At 38.5% G+C, this 19,226-nt stretch carries 23 protein-coding genes, 1 pseudogene and 1 riboswitch; of the genes and pseudogenes, 6 read left to right on the top strand and 18 right to left on the bottom strand.

Annotated elements, in window-relative coordinates:
- Nucleotides 1–119: 119 nt before the first annotated feature.
- The 4 genes and pseudogenes from A5N88_RS04105 to ribE all read right to left on the bottom strand — a co-directional run bounded on the left by A5N88_RS04105 (nucleotide 120) and on the right by ribE (nucleotide 2,848).
- Nucleotides 120–635 (bottom strand): GNAT family N-acetyltransferase, encoded by a 516-nt coding sequence (locus tag A5N88_RS04105; protein ID WP_066263387.1) that lies wholly within the window; start codon nucleotides 633–635, stop codon nucleotides 120–122.
- 266 nt (nucleotides 636–901) lie between these two features.
- Entirely contained in the window at nucleotides 902–1,372 is a 471-nt protein-coding gene (ribH, locus tag A5N88_RS04100) for a 6,7-dimethyl-8-ribityllumazine synthase (RefSeq protein ID WP_066263385.1), read from the bottom strand.
- Between the two features lie 211 nt (nucleotides 1,373–1,583).
- A pseudogene (ribB, locus tag A5N88_RS04095) lies at nucleotides 1,584–2,192 on the bottom strand (3,4-dihydroxy-2-butanone-4-phosphate synthase); the annotation flags it as partial.
- 14 nt (nucleotides 2,193–2,206) lie between these two features.
- Nucleotides 2,207–2,848 carry a riboflavin synthase gene (ribE, locus tag A5N88_RS04090; protein WP_066263383.1) on the bottom strand — a complete coding sequence of 214 codons (642 nt, stop codon included), beginning with the start codon at nucleotides 2,846–2,848 and terminating at the stop codon, nucleotides 2,207–2,209.
- A gap of 481 nt (nucleotides 2,849–3,329) precedes the next feature.
- Nucleotides 3,330–3,480: riboswitch (FMN riboswitch) on the bottom strand.
- A 177-nt stretch (nucleotides 3,481–3,657) separates the two neighbouring features.
- On the opposite strand from ribE, the gene A5N88_RS04085 reads away from it, so the two are divergent.
- The 4 genes from A5N88_RS04085 (at nucleotide 3,658) to A5N88_RS04070 (ending at nucleotide 7,687) form a co-directional block, all read left to right on the top strand.
- Entirely contained in the window at nucleotides 3,658–4,470 is an 813-nt protein-coding gene (locus A5N88_RS04085) for a lipid II flippase Amj family protein (protein ID WP_066263381.1), read from the top strand.
- Nucleotides 4,471–5,110: 640 nt separating this feature from the next.
- Nucleotides 5,111–5,563 (top strand): MarR family winged helix-turn-helix transcriptional regulator, encoded by a 453-nt coding sequence (locus A5N88_RS04080; RefSeq protein WP_066263374.1) that lies wholly within the window; start codon nucleotides 5,111–5,113, stop codon nucleotides 5,561–5,563.
- 190 nt (nucleotides 5,564–5,753) lie between these two features.
- On the top strand, nucleotides 5,754–6,320 hold the full coding sequence (locus A5N88_RS04075; RefSeq protein WP_066263369.1) for an isochorismatase family protein: 567 nt from the start codon (nucleotides 5,754–5,756) through the stop codon (nucleotides 6,318–6,320).
- Nucleotides 6,320–7,687 carry an MFS transporter gene (locus tag A5N88_RS04070; protein WP_066263367.1) on the top strand — a complete coding sequence of 456 codons (1,368 nt, stop codon included), beginning with the start codon at nucleotides 6,320–6,322 and terminating at the stop codon, nucleotides 7,685–7,687. The genes A5N88_RS04075 and A5N88_RS04070 overlap by 1 nt, the downstream gene beginning before the upstream one ends.
- Before the next feature lie 84 nt (nucleotides 7,688–7,771).
- Here A5N88_RS04070 and A5N88_RS04065 read toward each other — a convergent pair whose 3' ends face one another.
- The 3 genes from A5N88_RS04065 to A5N88_RS04055 all read right to left on the bottom strand — a co-directional run bounded on the left by A5N88_RS04065 (nucleotide 7,772) and on the right by A5N88_RS04055 (nucleotide 8,811).
- A complete protein-coding gene (locus A5N88_RS04065; RefSeq protein WP_066263365.1) occupies nucleotides 7,772–7,972 on the bottom strand; it encodes a YbxH family protein in 201 nt (66 codons plus the stop codon).
- A gap of 17 nt (nucleotides 7,973–7,989) precedes the next feature.
- Nucleotides 7,990–8,238, bottom strand: coding sequence for a sigma-G-dependent sporulation-specific acid-soluble spore protein CsgA (locus A5N88_RS04060; protein ID WP_066263363.1), 249 nt, complete (start codon nucleotides 8,236–8,238; stop codon nucleotides 7,990–7,992).
- Between the two features lie 123 nt (nucleotides 8,239–8,361).
- On the bottom strand, nucleotides 8,362–8,811 hold the full coding sequence (locus A5N88_RS04055; RefSeq protein ID WP_066263355.1) for an SRPBCC family protein: 450 nt from the start codon (nucleotides 8,809–8,811) through the stop codon (nucleotides 8,362–8,364).
- 258 nt (nucleotides 8,812–9,069) lie between these two features.
- Between A5N88_RS04055 and msrA the strand changes: the two genes are divergently transcribed.
- A complete protein-coding gene (msrA, locus tag A5N88_RS04050; protein ID WP_066263352.1) occupies nucleotides 9,070–9,594 on the top strand; it encodes a peptide-methionine (S)-S-oxide reductase MsrA in 525 nt (174 codons plus the stop codon).
- A 62-nt stretch (nucleotides 9,595–9,656) separates the two neighbouring features.
- Here msrA and A5N88_RS04045 read toward each other — a convergent pair whose 3' ends face one another.
- The 3 genes from A5N88_RS04045 to A5N88_RS04035 form a co-directional block, all read right to left on the bottom strand.
- Nucleotides 9,657–10,379: a DUF421 domain-containing protein gene (locus A5N88_RS04045; RefSeq protein WP_066263351.1), complete on the bottom strand. Its 723-nt coding sequence runs from the start codon at nucleotides 10,377–10,379 to the stop codon at nucleotides 9,657–9,659.
- 136 nt (nucleotides 10,380–10,515) lie between these two features.
- Entirely contained in the window at nucleotides 10,516–10,806 is a 291-nt protein-coding gene (locus A5N88_RS04040; protein ID WP_066263349.1) for a DUF2653 family protein, read from the bottom strand.
- A gap of 12 nt (nucleotides 10,807–10,818) precedes the next feature.
- Nucleotides 10,819–11,226 carry a hypothetical protein gene (locus A5N88_RS04035; RefSeq protein WP_066263346.1) on the bottom strand — a complete coding sequence of 136 codons (408 nt, stop codon included), beginning with the start codon at nucleotides 11,224–11,226 and terminating at the stop codon, nucleotides 10,819–10,821.
- 486 nt (nucleotides 11,227–11,712) lie between these two features.
- Here A5N88_RS04035 and A5N88_RS04030 point away from each other — a divergent pair, with 486 nt between their 5' ends.
- Nucleotides 11,713–12,483: a DUF1836 domain-containing protein gene (locus A5N88_RS04030; protein ID WP_066263343.1), complete on the top strand. Its 771-nt coding sequence runs from the start codon at nucleotides 11,713–11,715 to the stop codon at nucleotides 12,481–12,483.
- 238 nt (nucleotides 12,484–12,721) lie between these two features.
- Here A5N88_RS04030 and hisIE read toward each other — a convergent pair whose 3' ends face one another.
- The 8 genes from hisIE to A5N88_RS03990 are packed head-to-tail and all read right to left on the bottom strand — an operon-like array spanning nucleotide 12,722 to nucleotide 19,088.
- Nucleotides 12,722–13,393 (bottom strand): bifunctional phosphoribosyl-AMP cyclohydrolase/phosphoribosyl-ATP diphosphatase HisIE, encoded by a 672-nt coding sequence (hisIE, locus tag A5N88_RS04025; RefSeq protein WP_066263340.1) that lies wholly within the window; start codon nucleotides 13,391–13,393, stop codon nucleotides 12,722–12,724.
- Nucleotides 13,383–14,144 (bottom strand): imidazole glycerol phosphate synthase subunit HisF, encoded by a 762-nt coding sequence (hisF, locus tag A5N88_RS04020; protein ID WP_066263337.1) that lies wholly within the window; start codon nucleotides 14,142–14,144, stop codon nucleotides 13,383–13,385. Before hisF ends, hisIE begins: the two co-directional genes overlap by 11 nt.
- Nucleotides 14,141–14,845, bottom strand: coding sequence for a 1-(5-phosphoribosyl)-5-[(5-phosphoribosylamino)methylideneamino]imidazole-4-carboxamide isomerase (hisA, locus tag A5N88_RS04015; protein WP_066263335.1), 705 nt, complete (start codon nucleotides 14,843–14,845; stop codon nucleotides 14,141–14,143). The genes hisF and hisA overlap by 4 nt, the downstream gene beginning before the upstream one ends.
- 19 nt (nucleotides 14,846–14,864) lie before the next feature.
- A complete protein-coding gene (gene hisH / locus A5N88_RS04010; RefSeq protein WP_066263333.1) occupies nucleotides 14,865–15,461 on the bottom strand; it encodes an imidazole glycerol phosphate synthase subunit HisH in 597 nt (198 codons plus the stop codon).
- A complete protein-coding gene (gene hisB, locus A5N88_RS04005; protein ID WP_066263331.1) occupies nucleotides 15,458–16,045 on the bottom strand; it encodes an imidazoleglycerol-phosphate dehydratase HisB in 588 nt (195 codons plus the stop codon). The genes hisH and hisB overlap by 4 nt, the downstream gene beginning before the upstream one ends.
- A gap of 3 nt (nucleotides 16,046–16,048) precedes the next feature.
- Nucleotides 16,049–17,350 (bottom strand): histidinol dehydrogenase, encoded by a 1,302-nt coding sequence (hisD, locus tag A5N88_RS04000; protein ID WP_066263328.1) that lies wholly within the window; start codon nucleotides 17,348–17,350, stop codon nucleotides 16,049–16,051.
- On the bottom strand, nucleotides 17,347–17,967 hold the full coding sequence (hisG, locus tag A5N88_RS03995) for an ATP phosphoribosyltransferase (protein WP_066263326.1): 621 nt from the start codon (nucleotides 17,965–17,967) through the stop codon (nucleotides 17,347–17,349). The genes hisD and hisG overlap by 4 nt, the downstream gene beginning before the upstream one ends.
- Complete coding sequence (locus tag A5N88_RS03990; protein WP_066263325.1) at nucleotides 17,964–19,088, bottom strand: ATP phosphoribosyltransferase regulatory subunit; 1,125 nt, start codon at nucleotides 19,086–19,088, stop codon at nucleotides 17,964–17,966. Before A5N88_RS03990 ends, hisG begins: the two co-directional genes overlap by 4 nt.
- Nucleotides 19,089–19,226: the final 138 nt, after the last annotated feature.

Here is a 19,226-nt window from a genome sequence, read left to right as displayed (position 1 = left end):
ATTTGTATAAAGGAATCTAGGATACATAGGGTTCAGGCTTGTAACAAAATGACTGAGGACGAAAAACTGCCCCGATGCCTTACTTATAACGGATTATCACTTTTGCGAAAAGCAACAATCTATGAAAAACAGTCAATGTTTAAAACCATTAGGTCTTCATCGAAGTACTGCCCGTTAAATTTTAGAGCATTTCTCTCTAAGCCATATACCTGAAAGCCAACGGATTTGTAAAGTTTCTTTGCTGTTTCATTGATAGACACAACTGTTAAATTTATTTGCTCCAAGCCTGGGCATTTTTTTGCCATTCTTATTAGTTCAATTAACAGTAATTTTCCCACACCTTTGCTGCGCGCCTCAGGAGCGATAAACATCCCGTAAACATTCCCTTTATGAGCAGTTTTAAGACTTCTTTCGCGTACAAAAACAGCCATCCCAATTAATCGTTTTCCCTCCTCAAAAGCCCCTAGAACAAATTTATCTTCAGATGGCTTAATACGGTCTTTTACGGCTTCTGGTGTAAAGCTCGCTTCTCTTTCATACGTAGAACCAAATGCTTCCGGATTAATTTTTAAAGCTCTTAATCTTAATTCCTGGTATAGAATTGCATCAGACTCATTTAAAATACGAATATTCATCGGTATCTCCTCTTCCTTTATTTGCAGCACACAGACTTCATTCATAAACTAAACATCACATTGATTAAGCACTCGTTATAAAGTTTGTGATTTAACACTTTTCTTAATTGTACAATATTTATTGTTCGTTTCTTAGAAAATTTTGTTAAGATTCTTGCTACTATTTAGGCGTTTAAAATTTATAAACAAAAAGAAAGAACGTGTGCTAATAAACACATGTCCTTTCTTTACTGTATATTGACCCTATATCAAATTTCACTTTTGGTTTATCGGGAAATTTCTCTGCATAGGTTAGCCATTTCAATAGCTGATACAGCTGCTTCATACCCTTTATTTCCTGCCTTCGTCCCTGCACGTTCAATTGCCTGTTCGATCGAATCTGTTGTCAAAACGCCGAAAATGGCGGGAACACCCGTTTTCAGTCCTATGGAAGCAACTCCTTTTGCTGCTTCATTACATACATAATCAAAATGCGGTGTTGCCCCTCTTATGACAGTACCCAATGTAATAACAGCATCATATTTGCCGCTATCAGCCATCTTTTGAGCAATTAAAGGAATTTCAAATGCTCCAGGCACCCATGCAACATCTATATCATTTTCGTTCACGCCATGTCTTATCAATGCATCTTCTGCTCCGCTTAAAAGTTTTCCTGTTATAAATTCATTAAACCTTCCAACAACCATTCCAATTTTCAAACCAGTTCCAACTAAATTACCTTCAAATGTTTTTGTCATTGCCCTTCACTCCCACGAAATTTATTGTTTTCTTTTTATATAAATTGGCTATTGATTTCCGCTCTAGGTACTCGCTTTCCACTCCAATCATCAGAGTAAAAACATAAGTTCAACCTATCTAGTCACCTGTTTCTTCTTTTCAAAAGAGGAACAGCCTAATAGAAAAAACCGAATTTTATCAAAAAATAGAACTTTACTTATTGGCAGTTTGCAAGCTCTGTCTTTGTTTTCGGTACATTTGCAAATCTTTTATTGTTACCATTTTTAATGAGAACTTTTTTGCCAGCTCCTCAAGTTCTGGAAGCCGTGCCATGGTACCGTCTTCTTTAAGAATTTCACATATCACTCCAGCTGGCTGAACGCCGCATAATTTTGCAAGATCTACAGCAGCTTCCGTATGTCCTGGTCGCTCCAGTACACCGCCTTCCCGGGCAATCAATGGAAAAATATGTCCCGGTCTTTTAAAATCTTCCTCCTTTGATTGGGGGTCAGCCAGTTTTTTGATGGTTTCTGACCGTTCATATGCGGAAATTCCCGTAGTAGTGCTTTGATGATCAACACTGACAGTGAATGCAGTACCTAATTGATCTGTATTCTTTGCAACCATTGGAGTCAATCCTAATTTCTTTGCCAGTTCAGCCTCAAGAGGAACACAGACTAATCCCCTGCCGTATGTAATCATAAAATTAATACTTTCAGGCTCGGCCTTCTCTGCTAATAAGATAAAATCACCTTCATTCTCCCGGTCTTCATCATCGCAAACAATAATGATTCTACCTTGCTGCAGCTCAAGTAAAGCTTCCTCTATTTCTTGAAACATGTGTACGTCCTCCCTTATAAAAATCCCGCATTTTCCAATAAACCTTTGGAAATGCCGCCTTCATTCTTTTGCTGCTTTACAAAATGTTCAACGTACTTTCCAATCATGTCACATTCAATGGACACAATGTCACCAGTCCCTTTTTCACCTAAAATCGTTTGGGAAGCTGTATGAGGAATCAACGAAATAGTAAAACGGCTGGGAGTAACTCCGAATACAGTCAGGCTTGTTCCATCAACCGCTACTGAGCCTTTTAGCAATACATATGAAAGAACTTTCCTGGAAGTCTCGATTTCATAATATATGGCATTTTCTACAGCTTTTTTACTTTTAATAATTCCTACATCATCAACATGGCCCGTTACATAATGACCGCCATATCTGCCTCCTGCTGCCATCGCCCTTTCCAAATTCACCCGGGACGAAGGAGCTAACCGTCTCAGTCCTGTAGAACGAAAGGTTTCAGGCATCACATCCACCGTAAAAGATTTGGAAGTAAAGCTTGTAACAGTTAAACAAATACCATTTACTGCAATACTGTCACCGAGTTTAATATCCTCCAATATTTTTTTTGCCTGAATGGTTAGGAGTTGAGAAGCACCCGACGTCTGAATACTTTGTATAGATCCTATCTCTTCAACGATTCCAGTAAACAATTTTGCACCTCCTGCAGCTGTATAGTTAGACCTGGATGGAAAAAAGGAATTGATCGGGGGGATTTATTTTTTAATTTTAGTTCTGATAATCCTGCCTGTTAATATCCTCTCCAGGGGTTCGTATTTCGAACAATTACGGGAGCCTTTTCGTCGCTTTTAAGGCTGCAGGTCCCTTAACCCCGCTTTTCTGGAGTCCCGCATATCCGCAGCAATCCCCATCTGGTTGGTATCAACATTGAACGATAACAGAGCTTTAAAATTAAAGTCATAAATGAGTATGAATACCAGCAAATTTCACTAATTAGCCTTACCCTCTGCTAGACATTTAAATAATATATCACAATTCTAATAAATGATTCTGGCAAGAATACAAAAAGCCCCTGAATGTAAAAGCACTCAGGGGCAAAAAATGGCAATGCAAATAAAAGGTCAAAAAAGGCATAGTAATCCCTTTAAATCAACCCATTCTTTCAAAAAAATACTCTTCCTTCTCCCATCCAGACTTTCACTGTCGGCTCTGGATTTGCACCAGATCCACCGTTTAGCACATCTATTGCTAAACGGGTCACGGACTAAGAAGCCTCTGCTTCATCACCGCCGGTAGGGAATTTCACCCGCCCCCGAAGGAATATTCAATTTATTCACTATGTTACCCTATAAAAGTGTTTTATGCAATCATTCTGTTTTCTAATGTCATTCATTTATGAAAAATACAGGTAAAAGATTGACTAGCAGTGATGGCTGAATAATAATAGTCACAAGCAGGTGAACAGGATGCCTGTACTTTTAAACAAATCGGGTGAAAAATGATGCATTTTATAACAGATAAACTTATAGTTATATCTCTTTTTCTTTTGCTGATCAGCACTATTGAAACTCTTGCTTATGCCACGAGGCTTTCAGGTGTGAGAGTAGGCTTAATTGCTTCCGCATTATCCCTCTTCAATACCATCGTTCTTGTTTCCAGATTCTCCACAATGTTTCAGCAGCCAATGACGGGGAAGCTCATTCAGGAAGCTCCACATCATGACAAGCTCCACTTTTTAGCAGATCAATACCGTATTTTAATTGGAACCTCTTCCATCGGAACATTAATTGGGATACTGCTTCTTCCAACCTTTATTGCTTTGTTTTCCCGGGCCATCATTCAATTATCCGCTGAAAAAGGCTCCGTTCTGAACCTAACGAAAAAGTGGGGAAACGTAAAAGGCTTAAAAAGAGCTGTTTTCTATTTCCGATTTCCTCGCTTCCATTATCTGAAGGGCTTGAAATTGAAACTCTTTCCAAGAAGGCTGTTTATTTTTAATGTTTTGATCACAGCAATCTATACAGTTGGCGTGTTGTCTTCCTTGTATGCCTCCGTTCTTTCTCCGGAGAACGAAGCTGCAGCCATTATGTCATCCGGAATTATAAATGGAGTAGCTACGATACTTTTGTCTTTGTTTGTAGATCCGAAAGCCTCGGTTTTAGCAGATTCTGTAGCAAAAAAACAAATAAGCTATGTTTACTTGAAGAATTATTCTGTTGCTATGGTAAGCTCAAAATTTCTCGGCACGCTATTGGCCCAGCTCTTGTTTGTACCTGCAGCCTACTATATTGTCTGGTTTTCTAGTTATATCTAATATCTTTTTTTCATTAATGGCAGCTTTGGCTGCTTTTTTTAAAGGATAAGTATAAACTTTTTATTAAATATTTATTTAGCTAGTTAATCATTGTCTGTGTTTAGCGCCTATCGGCTTCTGCGTCTCCTCCCTGCGATTAGTCAACATCTAGTTTCTTTTATCCATGTCGGAGACTACGAAATTCGTTCCCAGATGTGACAGGCGCTTCGCATTTCTTATGCTGTAAAATGGCTTCAGCTAAGACTTCTGCTTAATACTTGCATTATGCAATTAAATATTTGTATAATGATTTTGCTTTTCTATGTTTCAAATCTGTTAAGGCTCGATGAACGAAGCAGGAAGCATAAATGTTATTTCTTTACAGAGGATTCTTTAATCGCAAAAGCATTGAAAATAAGCAACACGTCTTTTTATAAGATGGCTCTGTTAGTTTTGCTTGTTCATTTACTGCAATCAACGTTGAATTCAAAAGACATTGGGTATTACTCAAATATACGCAGCCCTGTTTGTTTGTCCTGCCCGATAAGTTCTGCTCAATCAATATGCGTGAAAAATCTACTTAGAGTTTTAACAGTGTCCAGAAGATAAAAAAACAGCAAGATTTATGATGTATGAAGGATCGCAGAAAAGGATGGATAAAATGGCCAAGAATGAAAAAGATAGCATTGAGACAATAGAGCTTGAAATTGTGATGCTTCTGAGAAGAGCTGACTTTAAAAAAACACTTGATGGAAATAAAAACAGTCTTGACCGTTCTGGTTATCTTCTTTTAACGTTACTTGCAAATGAAGGCCCGCTATCGATCCGAGTTATGGCTGATCGGTTTCAGCTTAATATGTCCACCATTTCCAGACAAGTACATGCCCTTGAAGTGAACGGCCTTATCCAAAGAAAAGAAGATGAACTGGATGCCAGGGTAAGTTTAATTTACATTTCCGAAAAAGGCCAAACTGCTTTAAACGCTTCTAAAAAATATCGAATAGAAAGCTATGAAAATATACTTGAAGGCTGGACAAATGATGAGAAGGGAATTTTTGCGGATCTATTAACCCGCTTAAACAGAGCTATTGAAAAACGCAGAAAACTTCAATAAAAAGTTAATTTATCTAGGATTCCCCTATCTTAGTTTGCTATTTTGAGCAGCGTAGAAAATTTTTCGTTTTCAGTTCCAGCGATTTTTTAAAAGCTGATTATGAGATTGTTTTCTGGTCATTTTAATGCATTATTTTTAGCAGAAATTGCAGAAATAAAAAGATTTATCAAATATTTGAGGAGGAATTAATATGACAGATTTAAATATTAATTTTAACAAAACAGCTCTTGTATTAATTGATTTGCAAAAAGGAATTGTGGCCATGCCTGGCGGAAATGAAGTTGTGGAAAAAGCAGAAAAACTTGTTACTCTATTTAGAGAAAACAACGCCTTTATCAGCTTTGTTAAGGTAGATTTTCTTGATGGAAAAGATGCCTTGAAGCCAAGCCTGGATGATCAGGCAGGAAGCAGCTCAGCAGAACGACCAAAGGATTGGGCAGTATTGGATCCCCGTTTAAAGGTTCAGGAAAATGATTATGTTGTAACAAAACGGCAATGGGGGGCTTTCTTTGGTACGGATTTGGACATTCAGCTTAGAAGACGCGGAATTGATACCATTGTGCTTTGCGGTATTGCAACAAATATCGGTGTTGAAAGCACTGCCAGGGAAGCGTTCCAGCACGGGTATAACCAAATTTTTATTACAGATGCAATGACAACCTTCAGCAAGCAAGAACATGAAATGACATTGCGCTTTATATTTCCGAGGATCGGTAAATTACGCACAACAGAAGAATTTCTTGAACAGGTGAAATAATGAAGGATTGGAGAAAAAACCGGGGGCTATTCTTAACAGCAGTTGCAACTGGAACGATGCTTAACCCGCTGAATTCATCCATGATTTCTCTTGCCCTCCACAGTATTCAAAGGGATTTTCATCTGTCTTTTACAACGGTATCCTGGCTCATTTCTTCCTTTTACCTGGCAAGTGCAATAGGACAGCCTGTTACTGGAAAGTTGGGTGATTTGCTTGGCCGCAAAAGCATGTTTCTCATCGGCTTAATTTTAGTTGCTGTTTCCGCAGTGGGAGCCCCACTTTCTCCTACTTTTTTCGTTTTATTGATAATGAGACTGTTTCAGTCAATTGGAAGCAGCGCCATTTACCCATCTGGAATTGCTCTTGTCCGCACACATATACACGAAAAACAAGCTGGAGCGCTTGCCGTGCTCTCCATTTTTGCTTCAGCTATGACGGCTTTAGGGCCGACACTCGGAGGAGTTTTAATTGTTTGGGGCGGCTGGACATCAATCTTTACTGTTAACTTTCCTTTCATCCTTTTAAGCTTTTTGCTTGGATGGTTCATGTTTCCGAAGGATTCGAATGAAAAACGGACAGAGTTTAAAATGCTTCTAAAACAGCTTGATTTATTAGGAATACTTCTCTTTGGCACGGGGATGGTCTTGTTGCTTTGGTTTTTACTATCATTTAAAACATCTGTACATTATTTATCAGGAATACTTGGTATTGTATTTATCGGGCTTTTTATTTGGAGAGAACTAAAGGCAGCCATCCCGTTTATAGATGTTCGTCTCTTTAAATCTGAACCAATTTTGACAAGGGTTTACCTGCAATTTATTGTTTTAAACCTTTTTAATTATTGCTTGTTTTTTGGACTTCCTACCTACTTTCAGGACGAAATGCATCTGAGCGTAAAAATGAGCGGGCTTCTTATGTTATTTATGTCAGGTGTAAGTATTATCATCTCTCCCATTACCGGTAAATGGGTAGATAAATACGGTCCGAAACAGCCGATTGTCTGGGGTTCTGTGTTCATGCTTTTAGGAGCTGTTTTCTTAACCATATTCTTCGTGCACGTTCCTATTTTATTAATGGGCTTAATTTTATCATTATTAGGCGTAAGCTATGGGATTGGCAATGTTGCCTTGCAGGCAGCTATGCTTGATGCTTCTCCGCCAGAAATCGCAGGAACCACATCAGGTCTGTTTCAAACCTGCCGTTACCTGGGCTCAATTTTGTCTTCTGTAGTACTTGGATTGGTATTCGGCAAGGAAATCACCTCCGGACATCTTCAAATACTTGGTTCTATCTTGATAGGCGTTAGCATTATCAGTGTAATGATGAATGCAGGACCCTTCAAAAAGCAAACAAAAGTGAGCTCTTAAAAGCTCACTTTTGTTGTCTTTCAATAGTTGAATAACCCGAGAAGTTAATCCCCAAATTATAGTTTACATAATATTTTTATAGTATCATTCAGTTTTAAAGGAATGTCCATTGCAATAATGATTGACTAATTCTTCGATCAAATTATGTTCTGGAAAAGGGCCACGAAACTCAAATGGGATTTCTTCCAGAAAAACACCATCTGTATACACATGAATAGCCCCTTTTTGACTTATAGCACTGAATTCAGGTTCAAAAACCTTTCCGTCCCTTTCAATGGCTCCCATCTCACTTCCTCCTCTGGCTAAAATAAAAGCTCATATACTTCATTTAGCTCTTTTGTTCGTTTTTCATCCTGCTCTTCCATCGCATAACGGATTTCCTTTTTAAGAACTTTATTTAAAAAGGTAATTTCTAATTCATCCAAATCTCTCACAAATTCTTCTTCGTTTTCATAATGATTGACCAGCATTTTTTTGTAGATGCTTTTACCGTATTGGTCTTCAAGATGATTGGAAAGAGACTCTCTTAAGTAACCTAACGTATAATCCATTGCTGCACCATCCTTGCTCATAAATTTTCATTTATACTGTTAGGTTGCTAAGAATTCAATTTAACATGCGCAAAATAGAAAATTATCTTTAAAACTCCCTACATGAAAGATTCGGCACAAATTTTATGTTCGAGTGAGCTCCAGAATTTTATTGGCTACAGCTTCAGTAAATTCTTTAGAGATTATAGGAAGCCTGGAATGTAAAAATGCATTTATCATAGGGCCTTTTGCACCTTTAGCATTCATTTCCAAGCACCCTGTCATAATTGTCTTGTTCGGTTCTGCATCGTATGCTTCAAAAAAACCCGTCCCCATCAGCTTTTCACTTTTATCCTTTAATGAAAACCGGACTGTGTTAGGTGCCGAAAGGCTCGTAATAAAGACATTCAAATCTATTTTTTTTCGTATAAGTCCAAATTCCCCTGTAAAGAGCCACCTGGACTCTTTCTCGCTCACAACTTCGTGTGCAATATATCCGGGAACTAAAGGAGCCCAATTATCCATTGATTCAATAAACCTCCAAATTGTATCTATAGGTGCCTCAACTTCAATTTGGGTTATGCTGTCTGCCATCTGTGCAATTCCCCCTTACTAACATAATTAAAAAAATATACATTTTCCTCATCAAAAATTTGAATTAAAAAACAATTGGCTTATTAGGATAAATTTATAGGTTTAAGGATATTCACATAATCTTCAAATATGTTTGGCACAATACGAATAGCTAATTTACACTATATAATTATAGTAAAGCAGAAACGTGAAAATTGTCGAATTGATAATCACATGTTACTATCGAATATATCATTTAAATAAATGGAGGATTACAAAATGGCAGGAAAATTAGAAAAAGCTACCTTTGCGGGTGGATGCTTTTGGTGCATGGTAAAACCCTTTGATCAGTGGGAAGGTATTCATAAGGTTGTTTCAGGATACGCTGGAGGCCACATTGAGAATCCAACCTATGAGCAGGTTAAGACAGGAAAAACTGGCCACTACGAAGTCGTTCAAATAACATTTGATTCTGAAATATTTAAATATGAGGATTTATTGGAAATATACTGGAGACAAATTGATCCTACGGATGAAGGCGGGCAGTTCCAGGACCGCGGTGATCAATACAGGACTGCTGTCTTTTATCATTCCGATGAACAACGAGAAAAAGCTGAAGCTGCAAAAAAAGCTCTTGCTGAAAGTGGCAAATTTAAAAAACCGATCGTTACTAAAATTTTGCCGGAAGCTCCTTTTTATGAAGCAGAGAATTACCATCAAGACTTCTACAAGAAAAGTCCTGTTGAATACAAAGAAGATAGGGAAAAGTCAGGTCGCGACGAATTTATTAAAAATACGTGGTAAACAGAGCAAAATTTGCTCTGTTTTTTGTTTGACATTTTTAAAGGTCTTTATAACATCCTTCGTTAAAAATCCTTGTATGTATCAATAAAAAGCTTTCCTTTTGAATTTAAAACAGCATAGTTGACATCTTTTACTTTAAGTCCTCTATCCTTTAATTGTCCTGTGATCCATTCTTCTCCGTTATTTATCCTACCCAGGTTAGATAATAGAATTTCCCCATCCACAATAATTTCAATTGGCATCTGAAAGCTTTCTGGCGATATGTAACCAAATTGGTGGTTGACTGGAATTCGATAGGGAAATTTTTTTAAGGCTGACAATTTTCCGTCATTCTCGAGAAAGGCATACTCAACCTCCTCTATATCAAAGATGCCATTCTCTCTCAGAAATTGGTTCAGCATCTCCGTTGTTAAAAAAGCCTTCGCAAGATTCCCCTCCAATATTTTACCTTTTTCAACCAGCTTTACAGGTTTTCCTGCCACCCATTTCCTGATACGTCTATTTTTTAAAGAAACATAAGAGGTAACTAAGGCAATGGCAACCAACGTTATTAAGGAGGAAAGCATAGAGAAAAAGTTTATATTTAAATCAAAGCTCATATTAGCAATAACCGAGCCTAAGGTAATGGCAACTGCAAAATGGGAGTGTGTCATTTTAGAGTTAATAAGCTTGCCAAGGGTATAGGTAATTACCATTAACAAAGAGAAGGAAAGTGCCGTTCGAAAAACTGTTTCCATTATTCCACCTAAATGTATGTACAAACCATCATCTCCCAAGCCACTCATTTCCTGCCTCTTGAATCCAAGAAACAACCATGATAACAGTTTTTACAATCGTTCCTTGATTTATAAGGGAGATTGCCTAATAAAAAATATCGAAAAATCTCAGAGTAGATTAACTACCCTGAGGCATTAGCAATCATTATTTTACATATGCAACGATACCTTCCTGATCGTCCAGTTCCAGTTGTAAACCCGCCGAAAAAGGATCAAGGCCATGCTGGAATTGCACCCATTTTCTTAAAGCCTGTATCATAACAGGCTCTTTTAAAAATTGGCGCTGCTGCCGGAACTCTGCCTCCACACTAAAGCCTGTATCATCATCGAATAATAGCTCTACCATGACTTCCTCAGGAGATATACTCTCCTTTCGGCTGATATAAACACAAAGCGCATTTATAACTTCTTGTTCAAAAAGCTTAACAGTAGTCATTTTTTCTCCTTTCTAGTACCTTCTTCTAAAACGGAAAATTCTGCTGATAATGGCTATGATCACTGCAATAACAAGTAGATTAATGAACAGTGAAAAAATGATGCTCAAGAATCCGAATCCATAGCCTGCGCCGCCGAATAAGTGGCTAAAAAGCATACCTCCTAATCCTCCAAGAAACAGTCCTTTCAAAAATCCGCCATTGTTTCGTTGAATATTTTTATTTCCAAATAGTGATTTGGAATTAGTTGGATTATTCATAGTCGAATGTTGATTGTAATTGGATTTTTGCTGATAGTGAGGCGTAAAAGAACGCGGTGTAGATCTATAGGATTTAGCAGAGACATTTTCTGCTGTACCATTTCCCATTGCAATGAACACCAGCATTACAGCAATGATAGCTGACGTGATTTTTTTAATCATTTACGAATCTCCTTTTATATTTTTATTATTTCAAGTTCTTATGAACCTATTATATGAACCTGAAACAATTTTATCAAGTGTTTTTTCGTAATCTTTGCTGTTAATGGATACAGAAAAATATTAAAAATAGCTTAATTTTTAATAAGCCTTGTAAACTCCGTACAAAAAGCTACCATAAAGACATTCAACATGTAGATTTATTTTTTGTACGGACAGCAGCAATTTACCGGAATACACTCTTTTAAAAAGGCTCTTTACGTAAAATTTGTTGCTATTGGACACAAAAAATCATTTTAAATATATGTTCGGTATTAAAACTTGTGAAGAGCTTACGAAAAGATGCCACGAAGACAGACAACTCACGGAATCATTCTTTGTACGTAAAGCAACGATCTATGCGAAAACAGCCTTTAAAAATGATTTGACAATCCGTCAGGCTCTTCATAAGATTAGGTCATATAAATTGTTTAGAATGAGGCCATATTAATGAAAATATTTCAATTAACCAGGAAAGAAATGTCGGAAATTCTCCTTGCATTAAAAGGGTGGGAATCCAAGCTACCCGTTCAGATACTTCAGGAAGCATGGATGATGCGCAACCCGGACGCAGAAGGGATGGAAAAGCAGTTAAGTGCTCTCATCACTACTTCTTTGCCACCTATTTTTATAAAAATAATGAAAACCACAAAAAAAGAGAATGGTTTTTCATTAAATGAAATCGTACAGCTTGGGATGCAAATTGAGAACACAAACTTCTCATTAAGCGCTATTCAAAATTGGGTGAAACGTGATATTAAAGATATAGTGGTTTCGCCGCATCAGGGAAAAAAGTATTCTCTTGAACAAACTGCATTGCTCTTTTTAGTAGAGGATTTAAAAACAGCCTTGGATTTTGAATCCATCCGCAAATTACTCAAACTTATTATTAATGATCCGGAAGATGCAGATGATGATCTAATCAATCCTGTTTATTTATACGCAGCTTATTCCACATTATTTGAAGACCTTAATAAAAAAGGCATCGGTTTTACGGCTTCATACAAAGAATTGCCTTCCATCGAGCTTGTTGAACAAATGATTAGAGAACGGGCAGAAGGTATTATTGATCGGTATCCTTCCCTGCCTGTCCAAAAGCGCGAAGCCATTCGAAATGCCATAGTCATTGCCACATTATCTGTGTTTACGGCCTATTTTCAAATGCTTGCACGGCGCTATTTATCTGCAACACTATTTTTAAAAGATATAACGAATGAATAACCCGATTCGCACAACGCTCTTTTCTTGAATCGTGAAATCATTTTTTCTGGACGGGTAAAACATCCTTTTCATCTATAAGCCATATATACAGCAGGCTAATGAGGGGGTATCTTGTATAGAAATTACAGTCCCAAAGCCGCTAGCCGCTAGCCGAAAGGTGCTGGAGCAAGACAGAGACTACATTGGTTAATGTATTTAATCTAATAAAATTTTATATCTTCATCAAAAAAGGTGGCCGTCACCACTCTTCAATAGTTGGACGGTCACCCTTGTTATTTCCCTTTTTTATTGAACGCTTTCTTAATTCTTTTTCCACTTCCTGCAGTGGAATATTTTGTTCTGATAGGAGCACTAAGCAATGATATACAAGATCGCTTAGTTCACTTACAATTTCATCTTTATTTTGGTTCTTAGCAGCAATAATCACTTCTCCTGCTTCTTCTATAACCTTTTTCGCTATTTTATCTATTCCTTTTTCAAATAAATAATTGGTATATGAATTCTCTTGAGGCTTTAATTTCCTTTCTTCTATTTCTTCTATGAGCTCATAAAGAACATAGTCCTTTTTTATATTTAAATTTCTCTTTATTGGTTGAGAATCAGCGAACTCAATGGAGCGATAGAAACAGGATTTTTCTCCAGTATGACACGCAGGCCCATTCGGATTTACCCGAATAAGAAGACTGTCTTCATCACAGTCGACCTGTATGGACACTACCATTTGTTTATTGCCTGATGTTGCTCCTTTATTCCACAACTCTTTTCTTGAGCGTGAGTAAAACCATGTTTCTTTTGTTTCAATGGTTCTTTGATATGCTTCTTCGTTCATATAGGCAAGCATTAATACCTCATTCGTTTGATCGTCTACCACAATTGCAGGGACCAAGCCCTTTGTAAAATTAACATTCACGAATGTTCACTCCCCGATTTAAACAGTCTGCTTTTACCTCTTTAATGGTAAAGGCTCCTTCATGAAAAATAGATGCAGCCAATCCTGCCGAGACTCCTGTTTCTTTGAATACATCTGCAAAATGCTCTGGCTTTCCACAGCCGCCAGAAGCAATTACTGGAATGTCAACAACGTCCACTATTGCTTTCGTCAATGCAAGGTCGAATCCGTCCTTACAGCCGTCCGTGTCCACACTTGTAAGGAGAATTTCCCCGGCACCTAATTTTTCGGCCTTTTTTGCCCATTCTACCGCATTTATCTGAGTGTCCTTTCGTCCGCCATGTGTCATGACATGCCAGGTACTATCCTCCGACTTTTTAGCATCGATGGCAACGACAATACATTGTGAGCCAAAACGTGAGGCAGACTCTGTAATTAAGGAAGGATTTCTTACTGCTGCAGAATTCATTGCCACTTTATCTGCACCTGCTTTCAATAGCCGTGTTACATCATCAATAGTGCTGACACCGCCTCCAACGGTAAATGGAACAAAAACATGCTTGGCTGTATTCTCGACCATTTCTACAACGGTATTTCTTCCTTCATTTGTTGCCGAAATATCCAAAAATACGAGTTCATCAGCACCATTTTGTGAATAAAGAGTCGCCATCTCTACAGGATTCCCCATGCTTCGTAAACCAACAAAATTAGTCCCCTTTACAACCTCCCCATTTTTGACATCCAGACAGGGAATAATTCTTTTTGCAATCATCGGTTATCCTCCTGCAGAGATACTCTTCCCTCGTAAATGGCCTTTCCTACAATGGCTTCCGTTATTCCTATATTCTCTAAGGTTTTAATATCCTCGTTGCTGCTTATTCCTCCAGATGCAACAATATGGCAGTCAACTTTTTTCAAAAGCTGCACCAATTGTTCAACATTTGGACCGGACATGGTTCCGTCTCTTGAAATATCTGTAAAAACAATCGTTTTTGCCCCCTTATCTGCTAATTGTTTTGCGAATTCCAAGAAATCAATTTTTGAAACAGTTTCCCAGCCCCGTACAGCTACTTTACCATCCTTTGCATCAATGCCAATCACAATATGTTCAGGGTATCTTGAAAGAGCTTCTTCTACAAAATTCATATTCTCAAGCGCAGCGGTACCCAGTACAATTCTTGACACTCCAGCATTTACATACTTTTCAACTGAATTGATATTTCGAATTCCCCCTCCAACTTCAACAGGGATACTGGATTGGGAGCACAGCCGGCTGATTAACTCGTACTGGACCGGCTCTCCAATCCTTGCACCATCAAGGTCCACGATATGAATAAGCTCTGCTCCGTCTTGAATAAACCTTTTTAATTGGGATTCAGGATCTTCCCCCACCTGAGTCGACTGTTTGAAATCTCCCTGATATAGCCTAACGCATTTTCCATCTATTAAATCAATTGCCGGTACAATTCTCATTTTTATTCCTCCATAACTGCTATTTGAACTGCTGGATAAACGTTTGTATTAATCCAAGCCCTGTATCCCCGCTTTTTTCTGGATGAAACTGCATGCCTACTACTTTACCATTCTGCACCACGGCAGGAATATCTGATCCATACTCAGTGGAAGCCACTATATATTCTTTTGGAGTATTCGCTCTATAGGAATGCACAAAATATACATGCTTAGATTGAAAGCCTTTAAACACATTCTGTTCACCCATTATTTCCAGCGTGTTCCATCCAATATGGGGCAATATTAAATCTGTCTCTATTTTTTCAACTGAACCTGGAATGAGGGACAGCCCGCTGCTGTTTCCTCCCTCGTTTCCTTTTTCAAATAACAACTGCATTCCTAAACAAATACCGAGAAACGGTTTATCTTTTGATAATCTGCTCAGTATTGGCCTTAGCCCTCTCGTGTCGATTTCTTCTACAGCTGCCTGAAAGGATCCGACACCGGGTAAAATAATATGTGTAGCCTCTTCGAGCACTGAAGCCTGATCAGTTATACAGTTTTCATACCCCAGTGATGTAAGTGCATTAGAAACACTCGCAATATTCCCCATTCCGTAATCTACAATTGCAATCATTCCAGCAGCCCCTTTGTGGAGTTTACACCTTTAATAGCAGGATCAATAGTGACGGCCTGTGCAAGAGCACGTCCCAATGCTTTAAAGAGAGCTTCAATTTTGTGATGTGTGTTCTGCCCGTATAGAACTCGTGCATGAAGCGTTAATCCCGCCTGGAAGGCAAATGCAGTGAAAAATTCCCTCACAAGCTCAGTATCAAAATTTCCTAACGAAGGGTTATCAAAAGCCGCATCAAAATGCAGAAATGGACGACCGCTAATATCCACTGCCACAAAGCCAAGGGATTCGTCCATTGGAACATAGGCAGAGCCGTACCGTGTTATTCCCTGCTTATCGCCTAGAGCCTCCTTCACTAATTGACCTAAAACAATCCCTGTATCTTCTACAGTGTGATGGCTGTCGATATGCAAATCTCCTTCTGTTTTTACCGTCAGCCCAATCCGTCCGTGTCGGGCAAACAACTCCAGCATGTGATCAAAAAAACCTACTCCAGTATCAATACTGACTTGAGATGGATCGTCTAAATCGCAGGTAATAGCAATAAACGTTTCATTTGTTTTTCTTGTTTTTGAGGCACTTCTCATGGTCTACATTCCCCTTTCTGTATGCTGCTTCATTCTGATTCCAACTGCTCGTGCATGCCCGTCCAACTGTTCTGACTCAGCGAGATTCATAACATGTGGTGCTGCCTTTTCCAATGCTTGCTTAGAATAATAGATATAGGTTGTTTTTTTCACAAAATCATCAACAGATAATCCAGATGAAAATCTGGCTGTATTGTTTGTCGGCAGTACGTGGTTAGGTCCGGCAAAATAGTCTCCCAAAGCCTCCGGTGTATGATGACCTAAGAAAACTGACCCCGCATTTTGGACCTTCCCCAAGTATTCTAACGGATGATCCAGCTGAATCTCTAAGTGCTCAGGAGCTAATTGATTGGAAAGGTAAAATGCTTCATCAATCGTAGCCACTTTCACTGCAGCACTTTGAAGTTTTAACGACTTTTCTGCTATTTCTCTGCGGGGAAGTACGGCACATTGCTTTTCAAGTTCCAGCCTGGTCTCTTGAATGATATTTTCTGATATAGAAAATAAAAAAGTCCGGGCATTTGTATCATGCTCTGCCTGAGCAATTAAATCAGCAGCAATGAAGCACGGATTTGCCGAATCATCTGCAATGATGACAACCTCAGAAGGTCCTGCAATCATATCTATTCCAACATCGCCATAAACAATGGACTTTGCTGCTGCAACATATGCATTTCCTGGTCCCACAATCTTATGCACAGCATTAATTTTTTCGGTACCATATGCAAGTGCGGCGATAGCCTGAATCCCCCCAATTTTAAGGATTTTATGAACTCCGGCAATATCAGCTGCAACCGACAGGATGGGTGCAATTTGAACAGCATTTCTTGCGGGGGTTACCATGACAACCTCTTCTACTCCGGCCAATACAGCAGGTATCGCATTCATTAACACAGTAGAAGGATAGCAGGCTGTCCCACCAGGTACATAAATCCCTACACTCTTTAAAGGACGGAAAAGCTGGCCTGTCATGATATCAGAAGACACTTCCATCATTCTTGATTGCTGCAGCTGTTTAGAGTGAAAACCTTTGATATTGTCAGCAGCCTTTTTAAGAGAAAGGATTAATGATTCCGGTACCTGATTCCATGCCTCTTCACGTTCTTTACTAGTTACTTCCCATTCCTCCGGTACAACTCCGTCAAATTTCTCCACATATTCTTTTAGTGCTTCTTCTCCTCTGACCCTAATGGAATCTATCACTTCGTTTGCTGCCTTTACTATGCTTTCATCCAGGGCTTTTCCTTTCTTCGTCCCATTTAGAAAAGTATTGATAAATTCTCTTGATGAGAAAGATCGGATCATTTTATTTCCTCCTTAGACTGAAAAGCTTGTATTATAGGCATCAATTCATTTCTTTTTATCTTTAAGGCAGAACGATTTGCAATACAACGGGCAGAAATCCGATGAAGTTCTTCATAGATAACAAGGCCGTTTTCTTTTAGTGTGGTTCCGGTTTCCACTAAATCGACGATTGCATCTGCCAAGCCTAAAATAGGAGCAAGCTCCACAGAACCTTCTAGTTTAACCACATCAACGGATTCGCCTTTTTTCCGAAAATAAGCTGTTGTAATGTTCGGATATTTGGACGCAATTCTTCTTTTCTTATCTGCCGGTTGTTGATTTTTTTCAGCTGCTAAAGCAAAACGGCAGTATCCGAATGGAAGAGGGAGCAAATCAAATACGTCCGGCTGATATTCCAGAAGAATATCTTCCCCAATAATTCCGAGATCTGCAATTCCATATTCCACGTATGTAGCAACATCTACACCCTTTGCGAAAATGAATTCAAAAGGGCCGGATTGCACGGTTAGCTTTCTTCCTTTATTGACCAATGGTTCTATATCAAAGGAAAGTGAGTGGAAAAAATCCAGGAACTGCTTTTCAAGCCTCCCTTTTGTTAATGCAATGCATACTGTCATTGTTCAATCACCTCGTAGTCTTCCGATGTCTTTTGGATTATTATTACTTTGTCGTAGACTGCTTCCGAATTCTGTTCATATCGCACATCTACAATGTAATCTCCATATTGTTTTCTCAGTTTCTCTGCATACGCCAGACTGTCATCTGAAGCAATGACCAGAAGCTTTTTTGGGGAATCTTTAAACTCCAGCTGTTCAGCCAGAATATCAACATCAAAGGCTAAGCCCACAGCAGACACATTTTTTTGAAATTGATCATACAGGTGATCATAACGTCCTCCGGAAAAACATATCGCACCGCTCTCCTTAAAATACCCTCTAAACATGGTTCCTGAATAATACGGCAGATTTTTCACTCTTCCTAAATCAATTAATAAATCGTTAATACCCGATTCTTTTAGAATATGAGCCAGTTTCTTTAAATGCTGAATTACATTGAGCAGTAATGGCCGGTCTTTCCATCGTTTTTCATACTGATTAATCATTTCAAAAGGTCCATATGCGTGGACAAGTTCTGAGAGCTCTTCAGCTGCTTCCTTGGAGTTATTTTCCATTACAATCCTGTATACTTCATCCCTGCGTTTATCATGCATCGCCAATCGAAGACTCTCAGCTTTTTCCTCAGATAATACTAAAGAGCGGGATAACTCTTCAAAAATCTCTGTATGCCCAAGCTCTATAATAAAATCTTTTGCTTTAAGCCTGCTAAGAAAATGATTGGCCATCAGCAGGCATTCACTTTCTCCTAATAAAGATGAAGTACGGATTAATTCAATACCTACCTGCCTGCTTTCTATTCCAGGCTTTTCTCTCCGAAAAACCGATCCCTGGTAGGCCCATTTTTGCTGATCGCCTTTATGATTTCTCAAGGCTCTAGATATAGCAGTAGTCCAATCTGGCCTAAGAACTTCTATTTCGCCGTCTCCATTAAACCATTTCAGCATTTCTTGAAGCTTCATTCCGACGTAAGGATTGGTAAAAGTATTTGCATATTCCACTACCGGTGTTGAAATTTCTTTATATCCACGCATTGTGGCCACATTGCGAAAAATCTCATACACTGTATTTCTGCTGCTGACCACTCTGCCGATATCATCCTGGCTTCCTGATGGTAAAAACACTTGACTTCACATCCTATCTTTTCTATCCTTTAGTATATTAATACTCTACTAAACTAAAGTATTTTGAATTGATAATACAATAACATAACCGAAAAGAATCCGTCAACTTTGTAATTTTTAAAGTGAGATGTCCTGACG

Source organism: Heyndrickxia acidicola, assembly GCF_001636425.1.
In the GTDB taxonomy this organism is placed as follows: Bacteria; Bacillota; Bacilli; order Bacillales; family Bacillaceae_C; genus Bacillus_AE; species Bacillus_AE acidicola.
The sequence above is the reverse complement of the archived record's forward strand: the minus strand, read 5'-3'. Positions and strand labels throughout refer to the sequence as shown.

Bases quoted from the DNA above. Each gene is read 5' to 3' on its own strand.
- A5N88_RS04070 (WP_066263367.1), top strand. From the start codon at position 6,320: ATGAAGGATTGGAGAAAAAACCGGGGGCTATTCTTAACAGCAGTTGCA.
- A5N88_RS04085 (WP_066263381.1), top strand. From the start codon at position 3,658: ATGCATTTTATAACAGATAAACTTATAGTTATATCTCTTTTTCTTTTG.
- ribH (WP_066263385.1), bottom strand. From the start codon at position 1,372: ATGACAAAAACATTTGAAGGTAATTTAGTTGGAACTGGTTTGAAAATT.
- A5N88_RS04065 (WP_066263365.1), bottom strand. From the start codon at position 7,972: ATGGGAGCCATTGAAAGGGACGGAAAGGTTTTTGAACCTGAATTCAGT.
- A5N88_RS04035 (WP_066263346.1), bottom strand. From the start codon at position 11,226: ATGATTAAAAAAATCACGTCAGCTATCATTGCTGTAATGCTGGTGTTC.
- hisB (WP_066263331.1), bottom strand. From the start codon at position 16,045: ATGAGAAGTGCCTCAAAAACAAGAAAAACAAATGAAACGTTTATTGCT.
- A5N88_RS04030 (WP_066263343.1), top strand. From the start codon at position 11,713: ATGAAAATATTTCAATTAACCAGGAAAGAAATGTCGGAAATTCTCCTT.
- A5N88_RS04040 (WP_066263349.1), bottom strand. From the start codon at position 10,806: ATGACTACTGTTAAGCTTTTTGAACAAGAAGTTATAAATGCGCTTTGT.
- hisD (WP_066263328.1), bottom strand. From the start codon at position 17,350: ATGATCCGATCTTTCTCATCAAGAGAATTTATCAATACTTTTCTAAAT.
- A5N88_RS04045 (WP_066263351.1), bottom strand. From the start codon at position 10,379: ATGAGTGGCTTGGGAGATGATGGTTTGTACATACATTTAGGTGGAATA.
- A5N88_RS04075 (WP_066263369.1), top strand. From the start codon at position 5,754: ATGACAGATTTAAATATTAATTTTAACAAAACAGCTCTTGTATTAATT.
- A5N88_RS04080 (WP_066263374.1), top strand. From the start codon at position 5,111: ATGGCCAAGAATGAAAAAGATAGCATTGAGACAATAGAGCTTGAAATT.
- msrA (WP_066263352.1), top strand. From the start codon at position 9,070: ATGGCAGGAAAATTAGAAAAAGCTACCTTTGCGGGTGGATGCTTTTGG.
- A5N88_RS04055 (WP_066263355.1), bottom strand. From the start codon at position 8,811: ATGGCAGACAGCATAACCCAAATTGAAGTTGAGGCACCTATAGATACA.
- A5N88_RS04060 (WP_066263363.1), bottom strand. From the start codon at position 8,238: ATGGATTATACGTTAGGTTACTTAAGAGAGTCTCTTTCCAATCATCTT.
- hisA (WP_066263335.1), bottom strand. From the start codon at position 14,845: ATGAGAATTGTACCGGCAATTGATTTAATAGATGGAAAATGCGTTAGG.
- A5N88_RS04105 (WP_066263387.1), bottom strand. From the start codon at position 635: ATGAATATTCGTATTTTAAATGAGTCTGATGCAATTCTATACCAGGAA.
- hisG (WP_066263326.1), bottom strand. From the start codon at position 17,967: ATGACAGTATGCATTGCATTAACAAAAGGGAGGCTTGAAAAGCAGTTC.
- hisF (WP_066263337.1), bottom strand. From the start codon at position 14,144: ATGATTGCAAAAAGAATTATTCCCTGTCTGGATGTCAAAAATGGGGAG.
- hisH (WP_066263333.1), bottom strand. From the start codon at position 15,461: ATGATTGCAATTGTAGATTACGGAATGGGGAATATTGCGAGTGTTTCT.